Origin of the sequence: Paenibacillus sp. MAHUQ-63 (assembly GCF_028765165.1) — a bacterium.
GTDB lineage: Bacteria > Bacillota > Bacilli > Paenibacillales > NBRC-103111 > Paenibacillus_E.
Map to the genome: position 1 here is coordinate 689,199 of NZ_JARADB010000001.1, position 22,031 is coordinate 711,229.

A 22,031-nucleotide genomic window follows, 5' to 3' on the forward strand; every position below is an offset into this window, starting at 1 on the left:
GTTGCATCACGGACAGACTAAAGCCTTTGGTTTGTTTAATCACCATACTGTGATAATATTTTTGTGGGTGATCATAATGGATAAGAACCAAACTACTGATAGTGAAATCAATAAATTCGTCCATGAACAATTGCAAATCCTTTGTGACTTAGGAATGAGTAAATACATAAATGCTGAAGATAAAAAATCATACGAAGCCGGTCTTGGTTTAGGGCAAATGATTGGGACTTTTCTAATTTTGTATGAACTTAAGAAGAAATACGGCATTGAATATGAATGAACATTCGACCTCTATTTTATTCCGTACTCCTCATACATCCTCTGAAACGTTGCTAATTGACATTTAGTGGGCACGCCTTGCCGAAGGTATGTCACGTGCTGGACGTCCACTTCGATGACTAGACGTTCAAGTACAGCCTGTCCATTTGCGTCTCTGCCGTTGAATAGGTATGTTTTTCCGGGCTCTATCGCAGGCCGCAACAATTCTTTAACGCGCTGATCAATCTTATCGTGAGTTGATGCTTTGAATTTGCTCATATGGCCTCCTTCTGTAACTAAATATTCATTTTGTTGTGTAAGCCGAAATCTGGCTTGGAACAAAACTAACTTTCTGAAACCCTTTTATTCCTTGAAACTCATAGCCCGTAAATTCTAAACTTGCATTGTCGTAAGTGAACGTACAAGAATCACATTGAAACTTAACTGTTTGCCCTGATTTCAAATAAACTGTTACGTTAACCACTCGCACACCGCCTATTCATTCAGATACTTTTCGAAGAATTTCGGCGGCGGCTTCCTGCCGTTTGAGTTCTTCTTCTTCGTCTCTTCCCTCAAAAGCGAAATTCCCGGGAGTAAATGCGTTTTGTATCATTTCAATCTGCAAATCAGTGAAATAGACACTTTTCCCCATGTTTTCACCCTTTCAAGCGAAAGATTGACCGCACAACGGATTTTAAAAAGTTTACGAATATAAACCACACGACGATAAATTGCATTTTCACACCGCCTATTCATCTATTCACAACAGCCGCTTCACCCTTAACTTCCTTCTGTTTCAATCCCAGCTTATGCATCACATAGGTTAACTCAAGCTTATTTACGCAAAGTTTTTTAGCTAACTGCGTGCGGCTCATTATCTGATAGTTCTTTTTCAGAAACTGTAGCTTATCTTCACTCAATGAGAACTCAATCAACCCACATAGTACGGTATCGGGCTCAGCTGGTGAAAGTGTTGGGGCCTTCGCTTCCCTGCTCTCAACGACCTCATAAGGTTTATCCGAACAATGATACACATACTTTTTGGGATAACCTTCCCGAGTTATTACACCAAGTTCCATCATCTTATTAATCCGGGCATAGGTTCTTACACTCTTTGGATCGTCAAGCTCTTTAGCAATTTGTGAGACCTTTTTACCAGCCTTCAAACCTTCGAAAACGATGGCTTCAGCAGCTAGAAGCTGTATCATTCAATCGCCTCCTAGGAAGCTCTTAGTCGGGTTTGATTGCCTTTCGAGTTCTAACCGAAGTAACGGCTCAGGAGCAAAGTTTTCTTCCCATCCTGGAGGCTTCATGATCTTTCCGGTTTCAGGATCTCTCAGAACCGATCCATCAGGTAGAATCTTGCCTAGATTTGCATTACCCACAATATCAAAAGGTTTCTCAGGTTCTACCCCCATCAAAGTAAAGGTCCCAAGATTAAAGTATTGATTGTCACACAATGCGTCGACTTGATCTTCAATTGTCTTTGCTTTCATAAACTCCGCTATTTCTTCGAGCATGTAGGCCGAACGTTTCAGAACTTGACCGCCGAATCCGTTGCTCGAAACAAATTTCATCCGACTTACAAGAATGTTCAAATCATCTGCGAATCCATCGAGAGTATCTTGATGATCGCCATTACTAAGTATCGTAGCTTTACTTGGCATCTCTAAGCCAATGGCTTCATGGAACACCTTTACCATCTCATATTGTCTATTCATCGTTCACTCTCCTATTCTGTTCTCTGGCTCCATAGCAGCCTTGCTACCATGTCTATCTTGTTAATATCATGTACTGCTTGCCAGCCGCGTCCATCTATCCAGCAATCGACCTCGGCCCATTTCTTTCTGTGATTCCACCGGAAGTTACTTGCTCGATATGTCTTGCCTTTAATCACGATTTGAGGAAGTAGATAGATTCCGACTCGCTCTTTTTTCATTGTTAGGACTCCAAGAATTCGGGGTGCTCGTGGATGTTACCGATGACTTTTCCTTTTTCTTCCGAATACTGTAGATAAAGAAATCTTGTCACCCATTCACCTATTACAAAGTAAGTACCATCGTGGTATTCAACGACTCCGACCTCACCATCTAGTTCATGCAGGTCACCTTCGTATATCTCCACTCCATCAGAATCCAGGAGTCCGGTGAATTGCATTAGCTCAAAACGATCTTCACCTTCCCCGAATGGGATGCTGTAATTATCAGGTGTCTTAATTGGAAACGTGATGTTCCCATACTCGTTGCAGATGTAAAATTCATTGTCATCGTCATGTTCGATCATGACTTTCTGAACCTTATCCCACGCTCTGAACTTAATTTCTCTCATGCAGCACCACCTCCAGTTTTTTATATAAGCCCCCGACTAGCAGGGGCATTGAACGATTACTCTTCGTCCAAGAACGTTAACGGGGCATCTTGATCCTCTTCTTCATCGGGATCCGGAGTAAATGGAAGGTCGTCCTCAGCATGTTCGACTTCCTCTTCTACTGAATCAGTTTCCTCGGAGTCCTCCACCATGACATCCCCTTCGGACTGCTCTTCATCATCGACTTCTTCCGTTTCCACATCATCAATCGCCAGTTGATTCTCATCTTCCTTCACAGACTCAACAACGCCGGCATTCGTAACGACCTGCAGACCACGACGCGGTTCGATGTAATCCTGGACTTCCATCTGTGCAATCCCGAGAACAAGATGAAACTCATCACGCTGCTTAAGTTCATTCAGGTCATCAAGGCTTACGCTTGAAGGCAAGCTCAAGACGATTTCTACACCTTTACCGCTTGTAATTTTCTTAATAGAAGCTGTTGTTTTGATTGTCATATTGAATCACTCATCCTTTGGTTTATTTTTTATTTAAGACTGCTTCAACGACTTCAAGTTGATAAGGCATACGGTCTATCTCTGGAAGCAAATTACGTGAACGATGCACATTAACAGCGATGCGAGCAATGATGTAAGCGTCAATGACGTTATCACTCTTGTGTGTGTATCCGAAGTGTTCCAGTACAGCTTGCTTTACGGCAGCTTTCTTCTCAGCATCCTTGAGCCTGCGATTCTTTCCGCCGTCTTTAACCCAACCAGTGACACCGACATATTTTTTTGTTTGCATCGGGTTAACATCGTCGAAATCCAATCGAGCCCTATGAATCATCGAGCGGAGACCACCATGAATCATGCCTGTTGTGATAGCCATCTGAGTACTAACCGAAGCTGATTCAATGACCACTTCATCCTCTTTCTGAAGACGTTTGAAGAGCATATCTTCAAGGGAAACCAGCTGAGGGATACTCATTGCACCTGTTCCCTTACCTCTCAGTTCCTCTTCAACAAGGACGTTCATGAACTCATCTAGAACGACAAATCCAGTCCTTGTTGCCGGGTCGATCCCAACGAATCTGATAACTCCTCACCCTTCCCGCGCTGCCGCTTTACTAACTTCGAATATGCTTCCCTTGCCTCTCGAACCAAAGGTTCAATCTGCAAATAATGCTGCCGATGTTGATAGCTGAATTTATTAGCATAGTAGTTCATCGTTTCATGCCGAATCGTCAAATGGTGGCCTGGGCATAGGGGAACAAAAGCCCATGTTGCTCTTGCTACTGCTTTGCAATCCGGATATTTGCACAGTGTTGGTGTTCTGAACGTAGCTGTCATGCTCGCTTCCTCCTTATCTTTGTTTGCTGAACTATGCAGTAAGCACGTTCTCTCTTCCGTCGTTTTATCTCTTCAAGGGCAGCTAGTTTGTGTTCCAAGCTGCATCCCTGGTCATTGTAGGCAATTTCTGCGAGTTGATAATTCTTTGCTTCCCGCCACTTCATTGCGCTGTCACCGCCTTGCGTTCAGCTATCTCTTCATCAGTAAGTCCGGAGTAGGCGTAATGGCAGGCTTCTACAGCTTCGTATGGAGGAATCGACAGCTTATCCATTGCACTCTTCACTGGGCATCCGCCGTTCTTCTCTGGCGATCCGTCGCATTCTCGACATGCGAATTGAATTGTTGCGAGTGCTAAATTTAGAACGACATCGACGTCTTCTTTGATCAACTCATTCCGCATCTCTGCATCTAGCGCTGCATTCTTACGGACAATCTCCTTTGCTTCCCGCTTATGCATTAGACCGAACTTATAAACTTGGCTCTCCCGGTACAACGTTGCAGTTGTCTTCTGGTCCTTCTCTTTAACCCACTCATGTGCAGCGTATGAGATCCACTCTTTTGCTTGTTCAATTGCATAGTTGGACATCTGCGGCATCGTAGGAATCTTGGACATTGCGGCCGGAAGTTCATTTGCTAAAGCGAGAAGAATGATGAAGGCGTCTCTCTCGGCGCTGTTCATGTATGGCTTCACTTTGTGCTGGACCATCTCAAACGTCTCTGCTTCCTCTACAAGCACCGTGTAATGGGCGCCGCAGAATGATTTGCCCGTTTTAGGATCAGAGAAGCTGCAGACGATATCTAAGGTTTTGCGACGCTGCTTAACCGGTATTTCGATTAGATTGGGATAAGAGCACTTCGGGCATTTAGTTCGGTAATGAGTATCAGGCATCTTATCCCTCCTCACATAAATTGCATTTCATATTGGTACTGAGATTGGTAAGGCCGTTTAACTTTACAGAGTTCAGGGAGATTTGCTTCTACCAGCGCCTTTGCAAATGGTGGCGGAACGGAATTTCCGCATCGTGCAACTTGAGCTGTTTTCGGGTACTTATTCCCGTTTGCGTCATGATCAATGATGTATTCTTTTGGGAATCCTTGTGCTGCAAATAGCTCGTGTGGTTCTAACATGCGCATTCCAATATCAACCATTTGGTAGAGCGTTCCTTCGATGGTTACAAGACCGAACCGGTCCTTTGTTGTAATGGTGTGTAATGGTTCATTTAGTGATTGACCGTTATCAGCACTACCGTAATATTTCAGTAAGAAAGCTCTGACTTCTCCAACATGAAGCCCGCCGGCTGTAATAGTTGGCATAGGTTCGGAAACCGGTTGACCATCAGCACACGTACCTCGAAGTTTCACTAAGTGACTGGTTACTAGCGATGACTTCCCTCCACCTCCGGCAGTTACCGTACCAGCAGGTTCATTTGCTGAATGACCGATCGATTCACCAAAATGTCGTGCAAGAAATGCAGCTACTAATCCATACCTGTTCGATGTATCCAGTGTAAGAATAGGCCTATCTAACGTTTGACCTCGTGCATCGTGGCTAGTAGTTTCTGAATGGTATTGCGCAAGAAATGGTGTTACAAGTAGGTGTTCCGCCTTTGTGACAATGGTCGTTAAAGGATCGCTTAGTTCGTACTGTAATCGATCTCCAGCAAATCCAGTTTGACCGATCCTAGCAATGAATGGCCGCGGATTATCAATAACAAACCTTTGAATGCCTCGGGCTATTCTTCGAAGTGTATTTTCCGCTAAAGGCTTGGTTCGTTCAAAGATACTCGGGCAAGGAATTGACCAGTCGATAATCTCAGCAGCCGTTCTCCATGGCTGTAGCCTACCGCTTTTAACAGCATCGCTGGCTGGATCTCCATGTGTGGGTTCTGGCCAAACAATCGGATTTCCATCGCATCTGGCAACAAGGAAGAATCTTTTGCGTATTGTTGGAGCCCCATAGTCACATGCTCTGAGCTCTTTCCATTCAACCTGGTATCCTTGCCGCTTCAGCGCATTGACAAAAGCTTGAAATGTTCTCCCTTTCTTATCAGGATCAGGATAGCCATCCTTTAAGAGTGGACCCCAAGTTTTAAACTCCTCGACATTCTCCAGCATGATCACTCTCGGACGGACCGTTGCTGCCCATCTCACTGCTACCCATGCCAGACCACGAATACTTTTCTCTTTGGGTTTTCCGCCTTTTGCTTTGCTGAAGTGCTTGCAATCCGGTGATAACCAGCAAAGAGCGACCGGACGTCCACGAACTACATCTTTCGGCACGACATCCCAAACCGAATGGCAATGATGCTCTGTCTCAGGGTGATTTGCTTTATGCATTGCAATAGCAGCTGGATCGTGGTTAATTGCAATATCAACACTTCGACCAATTGCTAACTCTATTCCAGTAGAGGCGCCGCCTCCGCCAGCAAAATTATCGACCACGAGCTCTCTCGTCAACTGTTTCATAGTAAGCACCTTGCAATGTAGCTCTCATTCTGCTGCCGAATAAACTCTTCTGCATATAAACCAACATCTTCACCTACAAGAGTTTCCTTGCCGGCCGCTCTGATCAAGTTAACCAACCCTTGTCCGGCATCGAAGAATGCCTTTAGAGCAGCTTCTTTATCAACCGGTGGCTTGCATAGTTCGTCGATCAATGTATCCAAAGCTTCAAGTGTTTTGCGACGCGCCTTCTCTTCGTCTTGACCTGTTTCTACATTGCTAAGTGTTATGGTGATGGATTTCATATGTCCTCCCTTACAGCCAGTCAGGTGCATCATCTTCTACCCTATCTGGCTGCTCGTGTAATCCTGAGTTACTTTTAACTTCCGTTTCGATATTTTCCGTTACATCATGGACAGACGTATCCCTTTGCTCTGTTTTTACATCTGCTACAACCCATCCAAGTTGCTCGTAGATCGTCCTGACTCCTGGGTACTGCAGGCAGTACTGAGCTCGATCGTAAGCCTTCATGATGCGAACCATTTCATCATAGGCAGCTACCAAGCGGGTTCTCTCTGCACCTTCTGGCATATCTTCAATAACGATTGAGGCTTTGATGATTCTGCTTTGCATGAGCTGCCGCTCTTCATCATTCGTCACTTGATTGACCTTGCTCAATTAGCATCACCCGCCTTTTCTTGATGGGAGCGATCTAGGTTAGCGAATTTCCCGTATTGCTTCAGGAATGCAAGCTCTACTGTTCCTAGTGAGCCGTTACGATGCTTTGCAATAATCATTTCAACGATGTTTTTCTTTGTGCTTTCTTTATCGTAGTAATCATCTCGATAAAGAAAAGCTACAATGTCAGCATCTTGCTCAATGGAACCCGACTCTCTTAAGTCCGACATCATTGGACGCTTATCTTGCCTTTGCTCGACACCTCGACTGAGCTGTGATAAGGCAATGACGGGGACATTCAGATCCCTTGCAATCTGTTTAAGTTCCCGTGATATTTCTGAAACTTCTTCTTGCCGATTCCCTCTGCCTCCACCTTTGCTGCCATGACCTGAGATAAGCTGCAGATAGTCGATAACGATTAATCCGAGGCTCCCATGTTGCTTCACCAGATCTCGACATTTAGCCCGGATGTCATGCACAGTAACAGTTGGTGTATCCTCAATAAAGATTTTCGCTTGTGCAAGTGAGCTCATTGCGCCGCTCATCTTTTCCCAGTCATCGCCTTCGAAGAATCCTGTTTTCATCTTCTCAGCATCGATATGTCCCTCAGTACTCATCATTCGCGTTACTAGCTGCTCTGCTCCCATTTCTAGGGAGAAGATTGCTACTACCTCATCGGCTGCTACACCTATCTTCTGAGCGATATTAAGGGCGAATGCTGTCTTTCCGACTGATGGCCGGGCAGCTAGAATGATAAGGTCAGATCGCTGGAGACCCTTCGTCATCTTATCAAGGTCATTGAAACCAGTGGGAATACCGGTTATCCCTTTTGACTCGTGCCGGTTCTTATAACGTTCTTCTGATTGGTCCCATACATTGAGCAGAACCTTTCTAATCGGTTTGAACGTAGTGGCCGGCTTATCTTGTTCCCTGATCTTTGCAGCATACTTCTCAGCTTGGGAAGCGAACTCAGTTACGTCTTGATCCTGGACAGACTTATCAAGCAGGTCAGCTGCATATTCAATGGCTTGACGTTTCCGGTACATATCCTTAATTCGCCTGATGTAGTGATCGACGTTTGATAATTTCCCGACGCCCGAGGCTAGGTTAGATAAGAATGTTACCCCACCAACTGTTTGCAGCTTATTGGCGTCTTGTAGGCGTGATGTGAGTGTTATTAGGTCTAGTGGCTCCTTAGCATCTACAACCTCTCCCATGGACTTATATACGGTTCTAAGAGCTGGGTTAATGAACTCGTCACCCTTCAATCTTTCACTTACCGTTTCGAAGAGTGTAGGGTTTACCAGGATTGCGCCGATAACTCCGTTTTCACTTGCTTCATCATGTGGCATATCGATACCGAGCGTGTCTATGATGTTTTTCATGTTCCTTCACCTGCTATTCGCGCTCTGACATCTTTCCAGAAGTTATCCGGTGGCGGTTCATCCTTAGTTGACCATGATTCAAGTTCCATGAAATGCATTTCCGTTTGAAGTCGAAGCTGCTTATTTGCATCGATCTTCCTTTTCTTTACGATGTCGGCTATGTCCGGAAAGAAGTTACTTGAATCGATATGAGCATTTAAATTTTCAAGCGCTACTAAAGGATCTGTGAAGGCGAGACGTTCGATCCAAATTTGCAAAGTTACTGGACTGCTCTTAAAATCCGGTGCCTTATTCGGATATGCCGCAACCGCCTTCGCCAATAAGAGTCTGACTTCTTGCTCCGTCAATTGATACACCGCCCATATCGCCAAGTAAGAAGTCAACGTTATCTGCAGATTTTGATTTCTTCTCCGCTGCTAATCCCTCCGGATCGACCACGGAATAATCTTCATACCTTTTCTGATTGAGATAAGTCGAAGGGTGAGGTATGAAATTTGTTTTTGTTTCAAGGAGATTGCATGTCTCAGCAAAGTTTATTGTATTAGAGATAATAAGAACTGGATCGAATCCTTTTTCTTTGCTAAGTTTTTCCCATGCTTTTTTAGCTGCAGCTTTTGATATTCTTCTTGGATACTTACTATAGAAGTAATTAAATATATCCTCGTTACTCTTTTCTTTAAATAATTTATTTAAAGATCTTTTTCTTTTAATGGGGTCACAATCGTATACCTCAAAGTAACCATTTTCTTTACTTTGAGGGTCATGATCGTATACCTCTGGAGGGTTACAATCGTATACCTCAAGATTTGTGTTTGGAGGGTCACAATCGTGTACCTCCAACTCATCGAACAAATCAACTTGCCCCGTTTTTTTCACGGACTCACTTCCTTTCGGAACCATCCAATCCTCGTAATTTTTATTGAACCCTAGCATGCGGCCCTCTGAGTTCGTCTCTGTTTTTGTGACAATGAGAACTTTGGATTTGATAAGTGCAGCAACTTCCTTTTTAACGGTGCTCTTTGCCAGCTTGGTAGTCATTTGGATGAAGCTGATTGCGAACTCGTGATCTTTCTTGCCATAACCGTATGTGAGTCGCCATATCTTCATAATGATCCGGAGTTGAGCTCCGTTGAAGTTGAATTGGCATATCTGGTCCAGGATCTCATTAGCAACAGGTGTAAAGCCTTTTTCCTTCTGCGGGCTTGCCATTTACACCACCCACTTACTAAACTGCTTGATCCTCTTGCAAACTATCTACTTCATGCTCGATCTGCTGGAGGAGCAATGCCTTCTCCTCCTCTAGAACCTTCACCTGTTGTTCGTAATGCTCGATAACTTCCAGCACAACTCTAGGAGAATACTGACCAACATTACGCTTGCAGTTTCTTTTCAAATCCTCTAGTGCATCCGCAACATTTAGAAATCTCATTCACTACACACCTCCAAATGATAATGATGTCCTTCTTTAAATCCCTTTTCCCTGAGAGCCCGCATGACTTCAGCCTGGGCATGCATCGAAGTATTGTTGTTGCTGGATAAGTGGGTGAGGTAGATCCTCTCGCCTTTTCCTTTGACCAACTGTTTAAGCGCCGCCGCTGTCTGCTGATTGCTTAAATGACCGATGTCAGAAAGAATCCGTGTTTGGGTGCTGATCGGGTAATTAGATGCTAAGACTAAATCTGGATGATGGTTTGCTTCGATAACAAAGATATCCGAGTTAGCCATAGCTTCAAGCATGTCGGTATCAACCTTGCCAGTATCTAAGCAAACACTAACCTTCTCACCACATGATCCCTTGATCGCGTACCCTAGAGGGTTGTAGGCGTCATGGTGAGTCTTGAATGCATTCACTTCGAACCATCCGTCATCACATGAACCACCCAGTAGAACACTTGAGTAATCGTCGATATCATTTTTTAATTCTTCATCAACAGTCGAGATGTCTTTCCATTCCTCTTCACCTGCGAACACTGGAATGCGGTACTTATTAGCAATCGGCAAGCCTTTAATATGGTCACCATGAGCATGGGTGATTAATATTGCATTAAGCTCTCCAGGAATAATCCCGTTGTCTATCAGCCGCTGTTCAATCTTCGTCTTTGCAATGCCAGCATCGATTAGGATGCTCGTGCTGCCACTCTGTAGATGAATGCAGTTACCTTTGGATCCGGATGCGATAATAGTAACCTTCATAAGTATTACTCCATATCAATTGGAGCTTCGTTATCTGTAATTTTTTGATCAAGCATCAGGATTGCACCTTCTAATTCAGCAAGAGTCGGAACCTTTGGATCCTTGAAAACAATTTTATTGTCTTTCAGGTACTGATTTTTTGCTGCTCTATCTGTAATTCCCAATTGTGTGAACCTGTCGGAAATATCACTCATCGCTTTCTGTACTGGATCGATTTTAGGTTCTTCAATTACCGGCTTAGCTGGCTGGCTTGTATGAGAGGCTTCATGAGTAATGTCTCTGCGCTGTGGAGTTTCTTGAGATAGGCTCGAATCAAGGTTGTTCTGTGTGGCATATTCATCCTCACTGATTTCAACACCATACTGCCGTTTAAAAGCCCGCTTAATTGCATGCTTTACAATCATGTCATCGAAATAACTGGTCCACATCTCCTTATTACGACCCTTTGTTAAGTGATCTACTTGATCGTTTGTAATGATTACAGCGATATTCGGGGCACCTTCGCGATACGCTACACAATAAGCTCCTACCGTCTTTCCACGCGTCATGGAAATAATCCGGTGCTTAGGCTCTCCCGTAACCATGTCGATCTCAAAATCGTCGTTTTCCTTCACTTCCGAAGCAATGAATCCTTTGTACTGAGGATGACGTTTCCCGAGTGCGACAATGCCCTCAACGGAAATTTGGATGGACATTTGCGGGCCGTACTTCTCACTTTGATAAACGATGCAGTGAATCTGGTTGAGGAATGGATTGAGTCCAGCGGCAGCAGCTGTCCGAGCGAAAAGATTGAATTGAGCATCCGTCGTGCCCTTAGCGATCGTGTTTTTGATAGTGTCCAATTCCGCTTGCGTGAATTCACCAATCACTTGTACTTGAGTTGACATATATTAAATCCTCCCTAATTTAAGTTCTTGTTGCTTAGACTGAGCGTTAAGTAAATTTAGCTTCTTTTGTTTCTGAATCAGTATCTTTAATGACCTACTCGTTAACTCGATTTTCTTCAGGTGACCTGAGACTGTCCTTTGACTAACACCCAAAATCTTCGCAATTTCATGTGTGCTGTACTCACGGTGAACATATAGAACGAAAACTTTTAGCGACAGATTTGCCATCTGGTTCTTCATAGGAGTCACCTAAGGAGACCTATCACGATTAATGCGATGAACGTCACAACCAAGTAAAAAATGAGACTAAGGAAGAGTGCGTTCTTGATTCCTCGCGCTGCACTCAGTGGATCCTCTTCAAGCTCCGGCTTCACTTCAACCATATCAAGTGGCATGCCTACCGACTTCAGTACACCCGTCTCTAAAATGGCTTGTATGGATGATAGAGCGAAGATCAGACCTACATAGAAGGTTATGGTCGGAGCAATGAGATAAGAGCCAATGAGGACCGCTGAAACCCATATCCCTGCGCACCAGTAACAGTTCATAACACTGCCGATGAAGCGTCTTACAGAACCACCTTGGAGAGTGTAAGTAAACTGATAATCAATGAAGTCCCGTGTTACAAAGTTATTTCTTACTGGTTCGAAAATCTTGTCATAGACGATGAGGTGAGTGATTCGGTAAACCGCAAGTGCCAGGATGATGAATGTTAGAATGGTCATGCAATAACCTCCGTTTCGATTTTTAGTTCCTGGTCCGGTACCGCGCGCCCCGTGATAAGCTGCCCATACACCAGAACTTTGCCAGTGTAGGATTCAATCCCATCCACAAACGTCGGAACAATTAACTCACTTTGCTTGTAGAGTACATCCGATAATTCCAAGCCGGCACCGATCTTCTCACCCGCGGATAAGGTTGGATAGTCCTTGCCATCCATTTGGATGACGAATGCTGGCTTGTATTCACCTGTAGAAGCAACATAATCGAACAACCGGACGGACAATGTGGTGAAGAGCTCTTGCACTTTGCTGACTTGTAATTGTGCTTCTGTTGCCTTAAATGCCTTGATTGCATCGAGCACAAATATCGAGTCGTTCTTGGCCTTGAGGTATTCAACCTCATTCTGCTTTGCTTTATCCAATTCGCTAGCCGCTTTTGCTCTCGTGATGTCAGCCTGCAGAATAGAGTTGATTTCGCCGATGCGGCTGATTAGGTCTGCCACTGAGTAGTTCGGACCTTCCATAAGCGGAAATGCTTCCAGCTGGGCAACGAGTTCCTTTTTCTGTTCAATCATGTCGTTCACTCGTTTTGCAATACCGTTTACTACCGTCTTTTTATTATCGAGCGATGTCGCTTTAGCTTCTTCCGTCAACTCTTGGCCGCAGGAATTGCAAGTCGTGTTGATCTCTGTTCCCTTTGTTCTGGCATGCTCAGCCTTGCCGTCGATGATCCGCTGCGATAATGAGTCAATCTGCATTTGAAGGCGGCTGCGCTGATTTTCCCATTGTGTAACCTTTGATTTATCAGCCTCATAAGACTGAATCTTTCTATCAAGCTCTTCGCCTTCAGTTTGCAATGCTTCTCTGTCAATCTCAGCAGCAGGACCCAGCGCTTTAAGCTGATCTGAGAGTGTTTTGACGCTTCCTTGTGACTGAATATGTAGCTTGTCGTTCTTGCCCTTTAGGTCCGTGTACTTCTTCTCCAGGTCGGCGATAGTATGCTTTTTGAGCTCTTCCTCAAGTCGGGCAGCGTGCGGATTAAGAATTATATCCTTTACCTTTTGATCCGGTGATGTGCGGGTCATTGCTTGAAACACTTCTTTATTGGTTGGCGCCGAGACGTGCTGCATGACCTGTTCCCGCTGTTTCGACCAATGTTGATTAAAGAAGAAGCCCGGGCTATAAAGTGCTAAGAACTGCTCTTTGGTAAATAAGCCGGCCACATGAGATTCGAATTCCTTGGCTTTCATTGGAACTTGATTCACATAGAACTTATTTGTACCGCCGATAATCTCACGGGTTAATGTTTGTTCAGCCCCATTAACAGAAAGTGTCAGAGAGGCGTATACGCGCTCATATGGACGGTCAGTAGGTGAAGGATCGAACTTACCACCGGTTAAGTCGCAACCCCACATGATCCAGGATGGAGCCCCTCCGATAGAAGACTTCCCTTCGCCATTCTTTCCAGTGAGCTTGGTGATATCTCCGTAATTAACTGTGATTTCGTCGTGTCCGGTGTAGCTGATAAGGTGGAGTGAGATGAATTTTATTTGCATTTCTTCTTTGCCTCCTGTTCTTCTAGTTCTTTGTTCTTGGCTTCGCACCAAGCTTGGCATTCTTCGACGGTTTTAAAGATTTTTTCTTGTTCTACGCTGCTGTCTTTTCGTTGTAGATAAAAGCGATGATGCTTCGCCTTTTTGTCACGATTAAATTCAAGTGTAATTGTTTCGATTCTGTCCTCTTTGGATGAGACATAATAGCTTTTCGACTTAGAACCGTAGCCGTCACATGTTGGGCAATCAAACGTGTGATCCACACCATTAACGTCCGCTGTTACTTTCTTTTTACCGTTGCATGTCGCGCAGGTGGTGCGGTCATATTTGTAATCCGGGTAATAAACGGTATCCCCGGGGTAGAACCCGCCGAATATCTCCCGTCGCGCTTCCTTCATAGCTTCTCGGAGGATGTTATCCTTTGCGTGACCGTTAATGTGCAATAGGTTTCGCAGTTCACGGTTCTCCTTGTACAGCTTAGCGTTCAACTCTTTCGAGTTATGAAGATTTTTGACAACCTCACCTATACGTAGATCAATCTCCGCGTCGATAAGCTCTTTCATTTTGTAGCTGAAATCATCCATTTCATCGACAGGCGGGCACCATTCATCATGATCGTACATTTGCATTTCCTCCAGATTCATCTTCTATTCGTTCAATCATCTCTTCTTCAACCTGCCGCTTGTAATCCGCCATCTCATCCTCATGAATGATTCGGCCGTTACGTTCCCAGCTCATAGGCTGATCAAAGCGATCCATCATTGACCTCATCAGGTGAACACAATTCGAAATCGACAGACTCAGAATAGAACCCGTTTGATTCGCCCAACCACCGAATTGTCACGTAACCTCTTACTGTGGCTAACTTATAGAAAGTCCAAGTTTGGGAAGCCCATTCCGACTCTCCTTCATTCGTCACTTCCTCAGCCATTAGTATTTCGGAGTGTAGCAAATCATCTAAATTCCCGATTATCTCTTCGACCATTACGCTTTCGCAGCAATCTTGTTCGTGATACATGCGGTACACTTCACCATCAGACACGAAGAATAGAAGTTCCTCGTTATCTTTGTTCTTTATCTCCGTCAAAGTTTTTCCCATCAATACTGAGATGTTCATTTACGCAATCGCCTCCACTGGATCTAAGCCCAAGTCTCTTTCCATTTGATAAATCTCACCGCGTAACCAATCCTTTGCAGCTTCCAGAACAACGCCGCTGTTTAGGATGCAGTGCAGTTGGTTAAGATGAATAGCATCCGCTACGGTCATATTGTTCATGGCAAATGCTCCTTTCATATCATCTGAGCTTCAAGCTCTTCAATTTGAATGCAAATTTCTTGAACCCACTTCATGTCTCCAGCCACTTGAGCTTCTAATGCAAGGCTCTTAAGGCCATCGTGCTTCCAGACAAGTTCCATGTTTTTCTTAAGAAGTTGAATGACTCTCATAGTTGCGACCGAATCCAATTCAAGGATTCCTTCTTCGTTCGTATTCATAAAAGCAATTTCCGCCATCTTACGGTGAACTTCGTGAATACCGATCATGAGAACACATCCTCTTTTTAAGTTTTAGAAGGAGTTATACCAGAGCCACGCTGCTACAGCGCCGGCAATGACTACGAATAAACCATGAACATCAGAGTAACTGGAGCTTTCAAAAGTGACGCGGGTACCGGGCTCGATATCTTCGCCATTAATTTTTATCCGCATGCTGATCACCATCTTCCATGAAGGATTTGAGTAGCAACATCATGCAATGAATGAACTCAAGCGTTCTTTCGTCGCCAATATCGGCGGATTTATTAACGATGTCACTGAACATTTGGAGCATAGTGACTGGCTTAGGTGTCGGATCATTCTGAACAGAATGCCGCAATAAACTAATTAAGTGAAGTCTATAGTCGATGTCTTTCACTTCATCAACTCCTACCTCGGATGTACTTTGGATTCCTAAAATGTCCATAAAAGAAATTTAGGATTTCATTATGGGCACAGAAAAATAAACCTTTACGAAATAAAGGAACAAAAACACGAACGTACATTCCACTTGTGGTATTTTAAATACCATAATATAATGATCATGTAAGCGAGAATGACATTAATGATTATTTTGCAAATTCAAGTTGCAATTTTTCGAAATACTTTTTACCTTCAATAGCGACATCAGGAAACAATTCCTCAACGGTGACCCCGAAGTATAACGCATAAACAAAAGCCATCATAAAGCTGGGATCACTTTCGCCGTACTCAATGTTCTTGATTGTGTTTTCAGACAACTTTAGATCAATTCCCATTCTTGCTCGCGAAACATTCTTCTGTAATCGAAGGATCTTGAACCATTCCCGTGGCTGCACACGATCCTTCTTGGGTGGAGAAGCTTTTGGCCTTCTTGCTGCTCTTTGTTCTGTTTTCATTACCAGTTATCACCTCCTGTCCTGTTGGTAAACTGACTATAACATGGTATTTAAAATTCGGCAAGTATAAAATTTAGAAATTTAAAATTAACAAATAGAAATGACAATGAAGGAGCGCAACGATATGACAACTCTAGGAGAGCGCATTAAAGAAAGACGCGAGAAATTGAACTTAAAACAAGATCAACTCGCTGACATGATGGGGATCACTCGGCATGTGTTATCCAGTTATGAATCAGATCGCAACTTTCCTCCAGGTAAAACACTTGGATCTCTTGCTGATGCATTAAAAACAAGCGCGGATTATCTTCTCGGCCGCACTGATGATCCGACACCACCAGTTAACCGTAATGAAACACCGACTGAAGATGAGTTGAAAATAAGACGTGCATTGATTGAGATGGAGGATATTCTGAGGAAAAGTGATAACGTGGATGAAACCATGCTGCAGCACACTTTGCGGATTATGGAGGTCACTTTCTTGGAGAAGCTTGGCGATTCGAAGCGGAAAAAGCAGTAAGCGAAAAGGTTTACATAATGATTTCGACACTTATCTACAAACCAATTAAATTTTGATAAAGTCAATTTGTTCGCCTATTTTTACCTCGTGTTCGTGCTATAATAATTTCCACAGTCATCCCGAATCTGGGGGGCTTTGGAAAATACTTTGTAAACCAAAAGGTTGACAACTTGCCCGGAAGAGAAACCGAAGTTTACTCTTCGTTCTGGGACTTCTGCTTCCTGCGCGTCGATGCTTTAATTGGCACTTCGATAAGTGGATAGATACTCCGATCCAGAATACCGAGAGTATCAGCAACAGAAAAGGTCAATGCTGTTCCCATCTTCTTTTTGTTGTTGATATAGTCACCGGCTTGCTGTCTAGACATACCCATCTTCTCAGCGAACTCAATATTTGAAATGCCTAATTCATCGAGTATTTCTGGCAGGTTGCAGCGTCCGAGCTTATAGCGCGGCATAACTGTCCTCCAATAAATCAGATTACCTTTAAATGGTATCAGTGCTTTGAGATTAAATCAAATCAAATCATACTATTGGGGGAGGAGGACATAAAAAAACCACTTCCAATGTGCAGTAGTTTGGCGGCTGCGCACATATGTGAAATGGTCCGATTGGATATCGCTATAGTGATAGTATACATTAGATTATTCGAATTGTGTATGTACACTTTTTTACAGTTTCACACGCAAAACTTGCGTTGACGTGCAAACAATTTTGTGTTAATAACGGAATTCATTCGTAGTTCTTTTGGCCGACTTTCGGCAGACAATACAAACAAGCGTTCGCTTATAATGAGTACATAAGATTAAAAAATCAAACAGACCAGGGGATGAATTTATTGAAAAATAATGACGCTCTGAATTTAGATGCTAATCCATTCAAATTAGCGATGCTTCAAAATGTAACTGTGACGCTTATTCCTTTTCCTTCGGATGAGATATATGGAACCTACAATGAGACGACTGAAGGAAACTACTTTATTTTCCTCAATGAGAGCTTGCAAGATGAGAGTAAGTACCACCACGATCTCCTAGATAATACGTTGGAAATTCTCATGAAACATCATAACAGCAGCCAGAAGGGCAAAACCAAAGTTGTAACAGCAAGCAGCATGAAATTGTTCGAGCGACTAAAGGAAGAGGTTAAGAGATATGAAAGAGTAGCTGTTGAAGCGTTTTTGAGAAGCTTTAACCTCAAAGGATCGTTTGAATAGAAAGACAAAAAAAAGGTGAGTCTCCCAAAAGGAAGCTCACCTTTTCGTTATGTAATTACTTCGTCAGTTCTTGTGGAACATCTTCATTGTAGCAAGCTAACCAACAGTTTGTTTTGCTGAACTTCTTAGCAAGGAACTCAAGGGCAGCTCCAGCTTTTTTAGCGACGAACTCTTTCAAGGTTCTCAACCTCCTTTCACAACTTTAATTTGTGGATCACTTTTTGAGAAATAGGAATCGTCGTTATCGCCTGAATTAGGAATGCGACAGATAAGATATGTGATTGAAATAAGAAGTTTGTTGAAACAATTAGGATTGCTGCACCTTTTAGTAATGGGTAATTCTTAGGGTCCATAGTCCCACTCACACCATTAGGAGCCCAGATCAAAAGAATCATTATTGCAATTATATTGATAATAAATCCTGTATTCCAGTAAATAACTGGAGAATAAACCGAAGTTAGGATGAACAGAGATGAGATAATATTGCAGACTGTGTTTGACTTAAAGTGCATACCACCAGAAATGTGCCTGAGTAATGGAAAAGCCCAGACACAACTTAATGCGTCTAGGAAGTGGCTTGTTAAAGCCGCGATAATTAGCACATATGCAATTGTTACTAATACATTTAAGAATGGTTTCAAGATGTAAGCCATAACTGTAACTGATCTACTTGAGTCGTATTTATTTATAGATTGAGCTATGTAATTTGCCGTTTTTTCAACTGAAATCATTGATTTCCTCCTTATTATTTTTTCAGAACATCTCTTCTTGATTGCTGATCTTTTTTGTTCTGTGAATATCCATATGTAAGAAAAATTATTAGACCTAATGTAATAAGGGCTAGTATGTAAGCGTGCAATGAAGATGTATGGAAGTTTTGACTGGAGTATATAAGAACAGCAGTTACAGAAATAACTAAGAGCATCCAAAGAACATTAAATTTTTCCAAGACGTAAAACTTGTATTTATAAGCAATCAATTTGAACCCGATCTTAAACTTAACTAGCAGATAAGAGATAATGAAATAGACGAAGGTTTGTGCTAGATGAAATACTGTGAAGTGCGTTAAGTTGTTTACCATTAATTCAATACTGCTGAGGTTTAACCCAACGGCAGCAAATGAAACTCCAACGTCAAGGAATGAGCCAGCGACTGAACCACCTAAAACAACTATGCAAGAGAATAATAGCGGGTACCTTCTTAATGATGACAAGATAATGATGTAAGTCAAAGTCTGTATCAGAAAGAAATATTGTGAATCAACCACAAATTTAAAGTAGAAATTTACAGCACCGACCACTAATGCTAATGTTGCAATTTGTTTGTCATTTCCCTTGATAGGCAATTTAAATATTGCAAAATTTAGTGTTACAAAAGCTGCTACGAAGAGTATTGATAAGACTAGCTTTATGAATAACTCCATTATTCTTTCCGCCTCTCTTTTTTAGGATTAGGTTGATCCCTAAGAAGTATCCAACTCTTCCCGAGTAAGAACGCCTCACATTTTCCAAGTCTACAAAGTTTTTTAACGTGATCTTGTGAGAGCTCCCACATCGCGGCTGCTTCTTCGGTCCCCATTACAAGTCCCTTAATCTGCTCGATGTTCATTGGCGCTACCTCCAGAAATATTGACCGATATCGGTCTTTCTGTTACGATCTTATCATGACCGATATCGGTCGTCAATTGGAAACCTTAATCTTTATACAATCTTTAGGTAGGTGAAATCTTGAGTACAACAATGGTCGTATTAATACTTTTGATAATGCCAATTATCAATGTCATCATGGTAAAAAGAATCAAATCATCCTCTTACAACGACCAGGCAAAAGAACGCGGATATTTGCTCATATACGCAGTGTACTGGCTTCTCACATTGCCTATCGTACTCATAGATCAAACTCACTATAAAACCACTATAATGCCATTTAACACCTTATGGGACGTCATTATCTGGCTTCTAATAGCTTATACAATTGTTACCGTTGTTTTACCCTTCATACTCCTTCCATTTGTTAAAATGCTTCGTGAGAAGGTAGCAGAGAACTACGATTCGAAACTCTATCCAGTTACTGGCCGGCAACAACTAATGTTCATTGGTGTGGCTGTTACAGTCGGGATATGTGAAGAGATTATGTTTAGGGGCTTCCTGCAGAATTATGCTGTCAGTTTGGGGTTATCTGATCTTTGGGCTTTGGTTATTACCTCAGTGATTTTCGGAGCTGGACACTTCATGCAGGGATTAAGTGGGGTTATCAGTTCAACCATCTTTGGTTTGATCATGGGGTATCTTTACTTTACAACTGGCGGTTTGCTTGTTCCGATCATCATTCACATTCTATACGATGCAAAAGCGATTTACATAACTAGGTTCTTACAAAATTCACGACTGGAATAATTAATGTTTTATTCTCTCGAATCGCTGGCGCGAAGATTAAATTCTCTTGGTTAAAAGAAAATGGCTAGCTGCCGATTGGGGCACTAGCCATTAATTTTAGGACACAACCTGGTAAAAGTATTTTCTACTCGTACTCTTTGTTCTTCTTGGTAGTACATTACATTATTACTTTCAAGAGCTAGAAACCTAATAACCTCAAGGACAGGATATACAATACTAAAATCATAATCACCAGTGATAGCATACTGCATCGGTTTAAAATGTGCGAATTGATTTCTGTGGTTAACCAATTTTCCAATTGCAAGACTTTGTTCCTCTGATAAAACTAAAACCTTGCTGTCCGTGAACATTCGCATATCCGATTCATTTTGGCAACGTTCTAACACATTATAGATATCCAACAGCTTCCCTTTACTAAGTTGAACGTAAATATCAATATACGTTTCATCTGTTACATTGTAATATTTTGAGATGATTTCTCTAGCTTCTCTTAACCTTCCTTTATTATTTATTACCTTATCTAACGATTTGTACACTGTCTGAGTTGGGCTGGTTCCTTTTACAGCAAGAACACAAAATCCATATAATGCCCCATGTAAAGATATCATTAGCCATTTAAACCGGTGATCATAATTTTTTCTTTCATAGTAGTAACTAGTTTGTTCCAGGTAATCAATTGCATTTTCCAGTTCGTTAGAACTATATGTAATCGTCAGATCCATTTTTTCACCCCTGAAATAATAATTCGCCTTAAAGATGAGTTATTCCTTTGATAGAAAGTCATCGACCATACGCCAAAAAGCCCAAGAGTTTCTGGGCTTTTTTTTCTTCGTATATAATTATTGAGGTCACTCCCTAACAATAAACTCTTCAAACACTGGCAGCCGCATAGCCCCAGACTTATACCAGTCCCGATACTTCACCTTGCAGCGCACAACCGGCTTCACATAAACATGATCCTTGCTCTCACCACTCTTAAACGACTGAAACACAGGCCACATTGATTCACGAGCAGACTGAGTGATTCCGAGCTCCATAGTGCCGATCGGCCGTATACGTTCTCCTTCCGGATATCCAAGCAGCCAAGAGTATTCTTTCTTGCTGTACCCAGTTATGTAGACCTCAGCATTCTGATAATTGATTACCTTTTGCCACGACCAAGAACGCGTCCCCTTTTCATATCTCGAGTCTTTCTTCTTAATCACAATTCCTTCGAGCCCATGCTGGCATACGATCTTAAAGAAATCCTTTGCACTGCCTTTTATCGGTCGGACAATTCTATAATGCTCTGTCTCCTCGAGCGTCTCTTCTAGCAGCTGCTTTCGCTGAACAAGCGGTAATCCAGTCACATCTATACCGCGGTGGTACAAGATGTCAAAAGCCATAAATACAACCGGTTTGCGCTTCTTGCTGGACCTGAATCCCGCATTTGTTGCTTCAAAGTCTGCACGCCCGAGTTCATCAAGAACCACGATCTCACCGTCAAGTATTGTGCCTTTCGGAATTGGAGGATTGTGTAGCTCAGGGTATTTCGCTGTAGCATTTGTATTTTTAGTATATAAGTTGAGCACTTCCATATTCGAAACGATTAATCGAATGCCATCCCACTTCAACTCAGCGAAAGTGGAACTACTTTCAAACGGTTCATTGTTTTTGGCATATTGGAGAAGCATTGGAGGAATAAACATTATCTTCATCACCCATAATAATCGTAC

38 protein-coding genes are annotated in these 22,031 nt (G+C 42.6%); 4 read left to right on the forward strand and 34 right to left on the reverse strand.

What is annotated here, in order from left to right; genetic code table 11:
• Window positions 1-76: 76 nt before the first annotated feature.
• The gene (locus tag PUT07_RS02935; RefSeq protein WP_274466270.1) at window positions 77-280 is read left to right on the forward strand and encodes a hypothetical protein; all 204 of its coding nucleotides are present in this window, start codon (window positions 77-79) and stop codon (window positions 278-280) included.
• Between the two features lie 477 nt (window positions 281-757).
• Here the strand turns inward: PUT07_RS02935 and PUT07_RS02940 are convergent, their stop codons facing one another.
• From PUT07_RS02940 to PUT07_RS03065, 27 genes are all read right to left on the reverse strand, one after another.
• Complete coding sequence (locus PUT07_RS02940) at window positions 758-910, reverse strand: hypothetical protein (protein ID WP_274466271.1); 153 nt, start codon at window positions 908-910, stop codon at window positions 758-760.
• Window positions 911-1,010: 100 nt separating this feature from the next.
• Window positions 1,011-1,466 carry a hypothetical protein gene (locus PUT07_RS02945; protein WP_274466273.1) on the reverse strand — a complete coding sequence of 152 codons (456 nt, stop codon included), beginning with the start codon at window positions 1,464-1,466 and terminating at the stop codon, window positions 1,011-1,013.
• Complete coding sequence (locus tag PUT07_RS02950; RefSeq protein ID WP_274466274.1) at window positions 1,467-1,979, reverse strand: hypothetical protein; 513 nt, start codon at window positions 1,977-1,979, stop codon at window positions 1,467-1,469. It abuts the gene before it with no gap.
• Window positions 1,980-2,199: 220 nt separating this feature from the next.
• Entirely contained in the window at window positions 2,200-2,586 is a 387-nt protein-coding gene (locus PUT07_RS02955) for a YopX family protein (RefSeq protein ID WP_274466275.1), read from the reverse strand.
• A 56-nt stretch (window positions 2,587-2,642) separates the two neighbouring features.
• Window positions 2,643-3,083: a hypothetical protein gene (locus tag PUT07_RS02960; RefSeq protein WP_274466276.1), complete on the reverse strand. Its 441-nt coding sequence runs from the start codon at window positions 3,081-3,083 to the stop codon at window positions 2,643-2,645.
• 22 nt (window positions 3,084-3,105) lie between these two features.
• On the reverse strand, window positions 3,106-3,603 hold the full coding sequence (locus PUT07_RS02965; RefSeq protein ID WP_274466277.1) for a hypothetical protein: 498 nt from the start codon (window positions 3,601-3,603) through the stop codon (window positions 3,106-3,108).
• 8 nt (window positions 3,604-3,611) lie between these two features.
• The gene (locus tag PUT07_RS02970; protein WP_274466278.1) at window positions 3,612-3,917 is read right to left on the reverse strand and encodes a hypothetical protein; all 306 of its coding nucleotides are present in this window, start codon (window positions 3,915-3,917) and stop codon (window positions 3,612-3,614) included.
• Window positions 3,918-4,077: 160 nt separating this feature from the next.
• A complete protein-coding gene (locus PUT07_RS02975; RefSeq protein WP_274466279.1) occupies window positions 4,078-4,806 on the reverse strand; it encodes a DUF5651 domain-containing protein in 729 nt (242 codons plus the stop codon).
• 11 nt (window positions 4,807-4,817) lie between these two features.
• On the reverse strand, window positions 4,818-6,383 hold the full coding sequence (locus PUT07_RS02980; protein WP_274466280.1) for a DNA cytosine methyltransferase: 1,566 nt from the start codon (window positions 6,381-6,383) through the stop codon (window positions 4,818-4,820).
• Window positions 6,380-6,664 carry a hypothetical protein gene (locus PUT07_RS02985; protein WP_274466281.1) on the reverse strand — a complete coding sequence of 95 codons (285 nt, stop codon included), beginning with the start codon at window positions 6,662-6,664 and terminating at the stop codon, window positions 6,380-6,382. Before PUT07_RS02985 ends, PUT07_RS02980 begins: the two co-directional genes overlap by 4 nt.
• A 10-nt stretch (window positions 6,665-6,674) precedes the next feature.
• On the reverse strand, window positions 6,675-7,037 hold the full coding sequence (locus PUT07_RS02990) for a hypothetical protein (protein ID WP_274466282.1): 363 nt from the start codon (window positions 7,035-7,037) through the stop codon (window positions 6,675-6,677).
• Window positions 7,034-8,422, reverse strand: coding sequence for a replicative DNA helicase (gene dnaB / locus PUT07_RS02995; RefSeq protein WP_274466283.1), 1,389 nt, complete (start codon window positions 8,420-8,422; stop codon window positions 7,034-7,036). The genes PUT07_RS02990 and dnaB overlap by 4 nt, the downstream gene beginning before the upstream one ends.
• Entirely contained in the window at window positions 8,419-8,742 is a 324-nt protein-coding gene (locus PUT07_RS03000) for a hypothetical protein (protein WP_274466285.1), read from the reverse strand. The genes dnaB and PUT07_RS03000 overlap by 4 nt, the downstream gene beginning before the upstream one ends.
• A complete protein-coding gene (locus PUT07_RS03005; RefSeq protein ID WP_274466286.1) occupies window positions 8,711-9,631 on the reverse strand; it encodes a replication protein in 921 nt (306 codons plus the stop codon). The genes PUT07_RS03000 and PUT07_RS03005 overlap by 32 nt, the downstream gene beginning before the upstream one ends.
• A gap of 16 nt (window positions 9,632-9,647) precedes the next feature.
• Window positions 9,648-9,851, reverse strand: a complete 204-nt coding sequence (locus tag PUT07_RS03010; RefSeq protein ID WP_274466287.1) for a hypothetical protein — start codon at window positions 9,849-9,851, stop codon at window positions 9,648-9,650.
• Window positions 9,848-10,615: an MBL fold metallo-hydrolase gene (locus PUT07_RS03015; protein ID WP_274466288.1), complete on the reverse strand. Its 768-nt coding sequence runs from the start codon at window positions 10,613-10,615 to the stop codon at window positions 9,848-9,850. The genes PUT07_RS03010 and PUT07_RS03015 overlap by 4 nt, the downstream gene beginning before the upstream one ends.
• Window positions 10,616-10,620: 5 nt before the next feature.
• A complete protein-coding gene (locus PUT07_RS03020; RefSeq protein ID WP_274466289.1) occupies window positions 10,621-11,502 on the reverse strand; it encodes a RecT family recombinase in 882 nt (293 codons plus the stop codon).
• Between the two features lie 3 nt (window positions 11,503-11,505).
• Window positions 11,506-11,742 carry an ArsR family transcriptional regulator gene (locus PUT07_RS35540; RefSeq protein ID WP_379239539.1) on the reverse strand — a complete coding sequence of 79 codons (237 nt, stop codon included), beginning with the start codon at window positions 11,740-11,742 and terminating at the stop codon, window positions 11,506-11,508.
• A gap of 5 nt (window positions 11,743-11,747) precedes the next feature.
• Window positions 11,748-12,227 (reverse strand): DUF1360 domain-containing protein, encoded by a 480-nt coding sequence (locus PUT07_RS03025; protein ID WP_274466290.1) that lies wholly within the window; start codon window positions 12,225-12,227, stop codon window positions 11,748-11,750.
• The gene (locus tag PUT07_RS03030; protein WP_274466291.1) at window positions 12,224-13,780 is read right to left on the reverse strand and encodes an ATPase; all 1,557 of its coding nucleotides are present in this window, start codon (window positions 13,778-13,780) and stop codon (window positions 12,224-12,226) included. Before PUT07_RS03030 ends, PUT07_RS03025 begins: the two co-directional genes overlap by 4 nt.
• Entirely contained in the window at window positions 13,771-14,400 is a 630-nt protein-coding gene (locus PUT07_RS03035; RefSeq protein WP_274466292.1) for a hypothetical protein, read from the reverse strand. The genes PUT07_RS03030 and PUT07_RS03035 overlap by 10 nt, the downstream gene beginning before the upstream one ends.
• Window positions 14,387-14,536 carry a hypothetical protein gene (locus tag PUT07_RS03040; RefSeq protein WP_274466293.1) on the reverse strand — a complete coding sequence of 50 codons (150 nt, stop codon included), beginning with the start codon at window positions 14,534-14,536 and terminating at the stop codon, window positions 14,387-14,389. Before PUT07_RS03040 ends, PUT07_RS03035 begins: the two co-directional genes overlap by 14 nt.
• Complete coding sequence (locus PUT07_RS03045; RefSeq protein ID WP_274466294.1) at window positions 14,523-14,894, reverse strand: DUF7448 domain-containing protein; 372 nt, start codon at window positions 14,892-14,894, stop codon at window positions 14,523-14,525. The genes PUT07_RS03040 and PUT07_RS03045 overlap by 14 nt, the downstream gene beginning before the upstream one ends.
• A complete protein-coding gene (locus tag PUT07_RS03050; RefSeq protein ID WP_274466295.1) occupies window positions 14,895-15,053 on the reverse strand; it encodes a hypothetical protein in 159 nt (52 codons plus the stop codon).
• A 14-nt stretch (window positions 15,054-15,067) separates the two neighbouring features.
• On the reverse strand, window positions 15,068-15,319 hold the full coding sequence (locus PUT07_RS03055; protein ID WP_274466297.1) for a DUF7667 family protein: 252 nt from the start codon (window positions 15,317-15,319) through the stop codon (window positions 15,068-15,070).
• Window positions 15,320-15,467: 148 nt separating this feature from the next.
• Window positions 15,468-15,689, reverse strand: coding sequence for a hypothetical protein (locus PUT07_RS03060; protein WP_274466298.1), 222 nt, complete (start codon window positions 15,687-15,689; stop codon window positions 15,468-15,470).
• A 190-nt stretch (window positions 15,690-15,879) separates the two neighbouring features.
• Complete coding sequence (locus PUT07_RS03065; RefSeq protein ID WP_274466299.1) at window positions 15,880-16,188, reverse strand: helix-turn-helix transcriptional regulator; 309 nt, start codon at window positions 16,186-16,188, stop codon at window positions 15,880-15,882.
• 124 nt (window positions 16,189-16,312) lie between these two features.
• Here PUT07_RS03065 and PUT07_RS03070 point away from each other — a divergent pair, with 124 nt between their 5' ends.
• Entirely contained in the window at window positions 16,313-16,708 is a 396-nt protein-coding gene (locus PUT07_RS03070) for a helix-turn-helix domain-containing protein (RefSeq protein ID WP_274466301.1), read from the forward strand.
• Window positions 16,709-16,901: 193 nt separating this feature from the next.
• Here PUT07_RS03070 and PUT07_RS03075 read toward each other — a convergent pair whose 3' ends face one another.
• Window positions 16,902-17,165: a helix-turn-helix domain-containing protein gene (locus PUT07_RS03075; RefSeq protein ID WP_274466302.1), complete on the reverse strand. Its 264-nt coding sequence runs from the start codon at window positions 17,163-17,165 to the stop codon at window positions 16,902-16,904.
• Window positions 17,166-17,545: 380 nt separating this feature from the next.
• On the opposite strand from PUT07_RS03075, the gene PUT07_RS03080 reads away from it, so the two are divergent.
• Window positions 17,546-17,920 carry a hypothetical protein gene (locus PUT07_RS03080; RefSeq protein ID WP_274466303.1) on the forward strand — a complete coding sequence of 125 codons (375 nt, stop codon included), beginning with the start codon at window positions 17,546-17,548 and terminating at the stop codon, window positions 17,918-17,920.
• A gap of 55 nt (window positions 17,921-17,975) precedes the next feature.
• Here PUT07_RS03080 and PUT07_RS03085 read toward each other — a convergent pair whose 3' ends face one another.
• From PUT07_RS03085 to PUT07_RS03100, 4 genes are read right to left on the reverse strand one after another with little or no spacing between them, the layout of a single operon-like run.
• Window positions 17,976-18,098 carry an AgrD family cyclic lactone autoinducer peptide gene (locus PUT07_RS03085; RefSeq protein WP_274466304.1) on the reverse strand — a complete coding sequence of 41 codons (123 nt, stop codon included), beginning with the start codon at window positions 18,096-18,098 and terminating at the stop codon, window positions 17,976-17,978.
• A gap of 16 nt (window positions 18,099-18,114) precedes the next feature.
• Window positions 18,115-18,651: an accessory gene regulator B family protein gene (locus PUT07_RS03090; protein WP_274466306.1), complete on the reverse strand. Its 537-nt coding sequence runs from the start codon at window positions 18,649-18,651 to the stop codon at window positions 18,115-18,117.
• Window positions 18,652-18,665: 14 nt separating this feature from the next.
• Entirely contained in the window at window positions 18,666-19,343 is a 678-nt protein-coding gene (locus PUT07_RS03095; protein WP_274466308.1) for a hypothetical protein, read from the reverse strand.
• Window positions 19,343-19,528 carry a hypothetical protein gene (locus PUT07_RS03100; RefSeq protein WP_274466309.1) on the reverse strand — a complete coding sequence of 62 codons (186 nt, stop codon included), beginning with the start codon at window positions 19,526-19,528 and terminating at the stop codon, window positions 19,343-19,345. The genes PUT07_RS03095 and PUT07_RS03100 overlap by 1 nt, the downstream gene beginning before the upstream one ends.
• A 119-nt stretch (window positions 19,529-19,647) precedes the next feature.
• On the opposite strand from PUT07_RS03100, the gene PUT07_RS03105 reads away from it, so the two are divergent.
• On the forward strand, window positions 19,648-20,316 hold the full coding sequence (locus tag PUT07_RS03105; protein WP_274466310.1) for a CPBP family intramembrane glutamic endopeptidase: 669 nt from the start codon (window positions 19,648-19,650) through the stop codon (window positions 20,314-20,316).
• 83 nt (window positions 20,317-20,399) lie between these two features.
• Here PUT07_RS03105 and PUT07_RS03110 read toward each other — a convergent pair whose 3' ends face one another.
• Both PUT07_RS03110 and PUT07_RS03115 read right to left on the reverse strand, forming a co-directional pair.
• Window positions 20,400-21,038: a hypothetical protein gene (locus PUT07_RS03110; protein WP_274466311.1), complete on the reverse strand. Its 639-nt coding sequence runs from the start codon at window positions 21,036-21,038 to the stop codon at window positions 20,400-20,402.
• Window positions 21,039-21,164: 126 nt separating this feature from the next.
• The gene (locus PUT07_RS03115) at window positions 21,165-22,013 is read right to left on the reverse strand and encodes an ATP-dependent DNA ligase (RefSeq protein WP_274467443.1); all 849 of its coding nucleotides are present in this window, start codon (window positions 22,011-22,013) and stop codon (window positions 21,165-21,167) included.
• Between the last annotated feature and the right edge of the window lie 18 nt (window positions 22,014-22,031).

What these genes read in the sequence shown, in the direction of transcription:
- PUT07_RS02935 (WP_274466270.1), top strand. Translation starts at nt 77, where the DNA reads ATGGATAAGAACCAAACTACTGATAGTGAAATCAATAAATTCGTCCAT.
- PUT07_RS02940 (WP_274466271.1), bottom strand. Translation starts at nt 910, where the DNA reads ATGGGGAAAAGTGTCTATTTCACTGATTTGCAGATTGAAATGATACAA.
- PUT07_RS02945 (WP_274466273.1), bottom strand. Translation starts at nt 1,466, where the DNA reads ATGATACAGCTTCTAGCTGCTGAAGCCATCGTTTTCGAAGGTTTGAAG.
- PUT07_RS02950 (WP_274466274.1), bottom strand. Translation starts at nt 1,979, where the DNA reads ATGAATAGACAATATGAGATGGTAAAGGTGTTCCATGAAGCCATTGGC.
- PUT07_RS02955 (WP_274466275.1), bottom strand. Translation starts at nt 2,586, where the DNA reads ATGAGAGAAATTAAGTTCAGAGCGTGGGATAAGGTTCAGAAAGTCATG.
- PUT07_RS02960 (WP_274466276.1), bottom strand. Translation starts at nt 3,083, where the DNA reads ATGACAATCAAAACAACAGCTTCTATTAAGAAAATTACAAGCGGTAAA.
- PUT07_RS02965 (WP_274466277.1), bottom strand. Translation starts at nt 3,603, where the DNA reads ATGAACGTCCTTGTTGAAGAGGAACTGAGAGGTAAGGGAACAGGTGCA.
- PUT07_RS02970 (WP_274466278.1), bottom strand. Translation starts at nt 3,917, where the DNA reads ATGACAGCTACGTTCAGAACACCAACACTGTGCAAATATCCGGATTGC.
- PUT07_RS02975 (WP_274466279.1), bottom strand. Translation starts at nt 4,806, where the DNA reads ATGCCTGATACTCATTACCGAACTAAATGCCCGAAGTGCTCTTATCCC.
- PUT07_RS02980 (WP_274466280.1), bottom strand. Translation starts at nt 6,383, where the DNA reads ATGAAACAGTTGACGAGAGAGCTCGTGGTCGATAATTTTGCTGGCGGA.
- PUT07_RS02985 (WP_274466281.1), bottom strand. Translation starts at nt 6,664, where the DNA reads ATGAAATCCATCACCATAACACTTAGCAATGTAGAAACAGGTCAAGAC.
- dnaB (WP_274466283.1), bottom strand. Translation starts at nt 8,422, where the DNA reads ATGAAAAACATCATAGACACGCTCGGTATCGATATGCCACATGATGAA.
- PUT07_RS03005 (WP_274466286.1), bottom strand. Translation starts at nt 9,631, where the DNA reads ATGGCAAGCCCGCAGAAGGAAAAAGGCTTTACACCTGTTGCTAATGAG.
- PUT07_RS03010 (WP_274466287.1), bottom strand. Translation starts at nt 9,851, where the DNA reads ATGAGATTTCTAAATGTTGCGGATGCACTAGAGGATTTGAAAAGAAAC.
- PUT07_RS03015 (WP_274466288.1), bottom strand. Translation starts at nt 10,615, where the DNA reads ATGAAGGTTACTATTATCGCATCCGGATCCAAAGGTAACTGCATTCAT.
- PUT07_RS03020 (WP_274466289.1), bottom strand. Translation starts at nt 11,502, where the DNA reads ATGTCAACTCAAGTACAAGTGATTGGTGAATTCACGCAAGCGGAATTG.
- PUT07_RS35540 (WP_379239539.1), bottom strand. Translation starts at nt 11,742, where the DNA reads ATGAAGAACCAGATGGCAAATCTGTCGCTAAAAGTTTTCGTTCTATAT.
- PUT07_RS03025 (WP_274466290.1), bottom strand. Translation starts at nt 12,227, where the DNA reads ATGACCATTCTAACATTCATCATCCTGGCACTTGCGGTTTACCGAATC.
- PUT07_RS03030 (WP_274466291.1), bottom strand. Translation starts at nt 13,780, where the DNA reads ATGCAAATAAAATTCATCTCACTCCACCTTATCAGCTACACCGGACAC.
- PUT07_RS03035 (WP_274466292.1), bottom strand. Translation starts at nt 14,400, where the DNA reads ATGTACGATCATGATGAATGGTGCCCGCCTGTCGATGAAATGGATGAT.
- PUT07_RS03040 (WP_274466293.1), bottom strand. Translation starts at nt 14,536, where the DNA reads ATGGATCGCTTTGATCAGCCTATGAGCTGGGAACGTAACGGCCGAATC.
- PUT07_RS03045 (WP_274466294.1), bottom strand. Translation starts at nt 14,894, where the DNA reads ATGAACATCTCAGTATTGATGGGAAAAACTTTGACGGAGATAAAGAAC.
- PUT07_RS03050 (WP_274466295.1), bottom strand. Translation starts at nt 15,053, where the DNA reads ATGAACAATATGACCGTAGCGGATGCTATTCATCTTAACCAACTGCAC.
- PUT07_RS03055 (WP_274466297.1), bottom strand. Translation starts at nt 15,319, where the DNA reads ATGATCGGTATTCACGAAGTTCACCGTAAGATGGCGGAAATTGCTTTT.
- PUT07_RS03065 (WP_274466299.1), bottom strand. Translation starts at nt 16,188, where the DNA reads ATGAAAACAGAACAAAGAGCAGCAAGAAGGCCAAAAGCTTCTCCACCC.
- PUT07_RS03070 (WP_274466301.1), top strand. Translation starts at nt 16,313, where the DNA reads ATGACAACTCTAGGAGAGCGCATTAAAGAAAGACGCGAGAAATTGAAC.
- PUT07_RS03075 (WP_274466302.1), bottom strand. Translation starts at nt 17,165, where the DNA reads ATGCCGCGCTATAAGCTCGGACGCTGCAACCTGCCAGAAATACTCGAT.
- PUT07_RS03090 (WP_274466306.1), bottom strand. Translation starts at nt 18,651, where the DNA reads ATGATTTCAGTTGAAAAAACGGCAAATTACATAGCTCAATCTATAAAT.
- PUT07_RS03095 (WP_274466308.1), bottom strand. Translation starts at nt 19,343, where the DNA reads ATGGAGTTATTCATAAAGCTAGTCTTATCAATACTCTTCGTAGCAGCT.
- PUT07_RS03100 (WP_274466309.1), bottom strand. Translation starts at nt 19,528, where the DNA reads ATGAACATCGAGCAGATTAAGGGACTTGTAATGGGGACCGAAGAAGCA.
- PUT07_RS03110 (WP_274466311.1), bottom strand. Translation starts at nt 21,038, where the DNA reads ATGGATCTGACGATTACATATAGTTCTAACGAACTGGAAAATGCAATT.
- PUT07_RS03115 (WP_274467443.1), bottom strand. Translation starts at nt 22,013, where the DNA reads ATGAAGATAATGTTTATTCCTCCAATGCTTCTCCAATATGCCAAAAAC.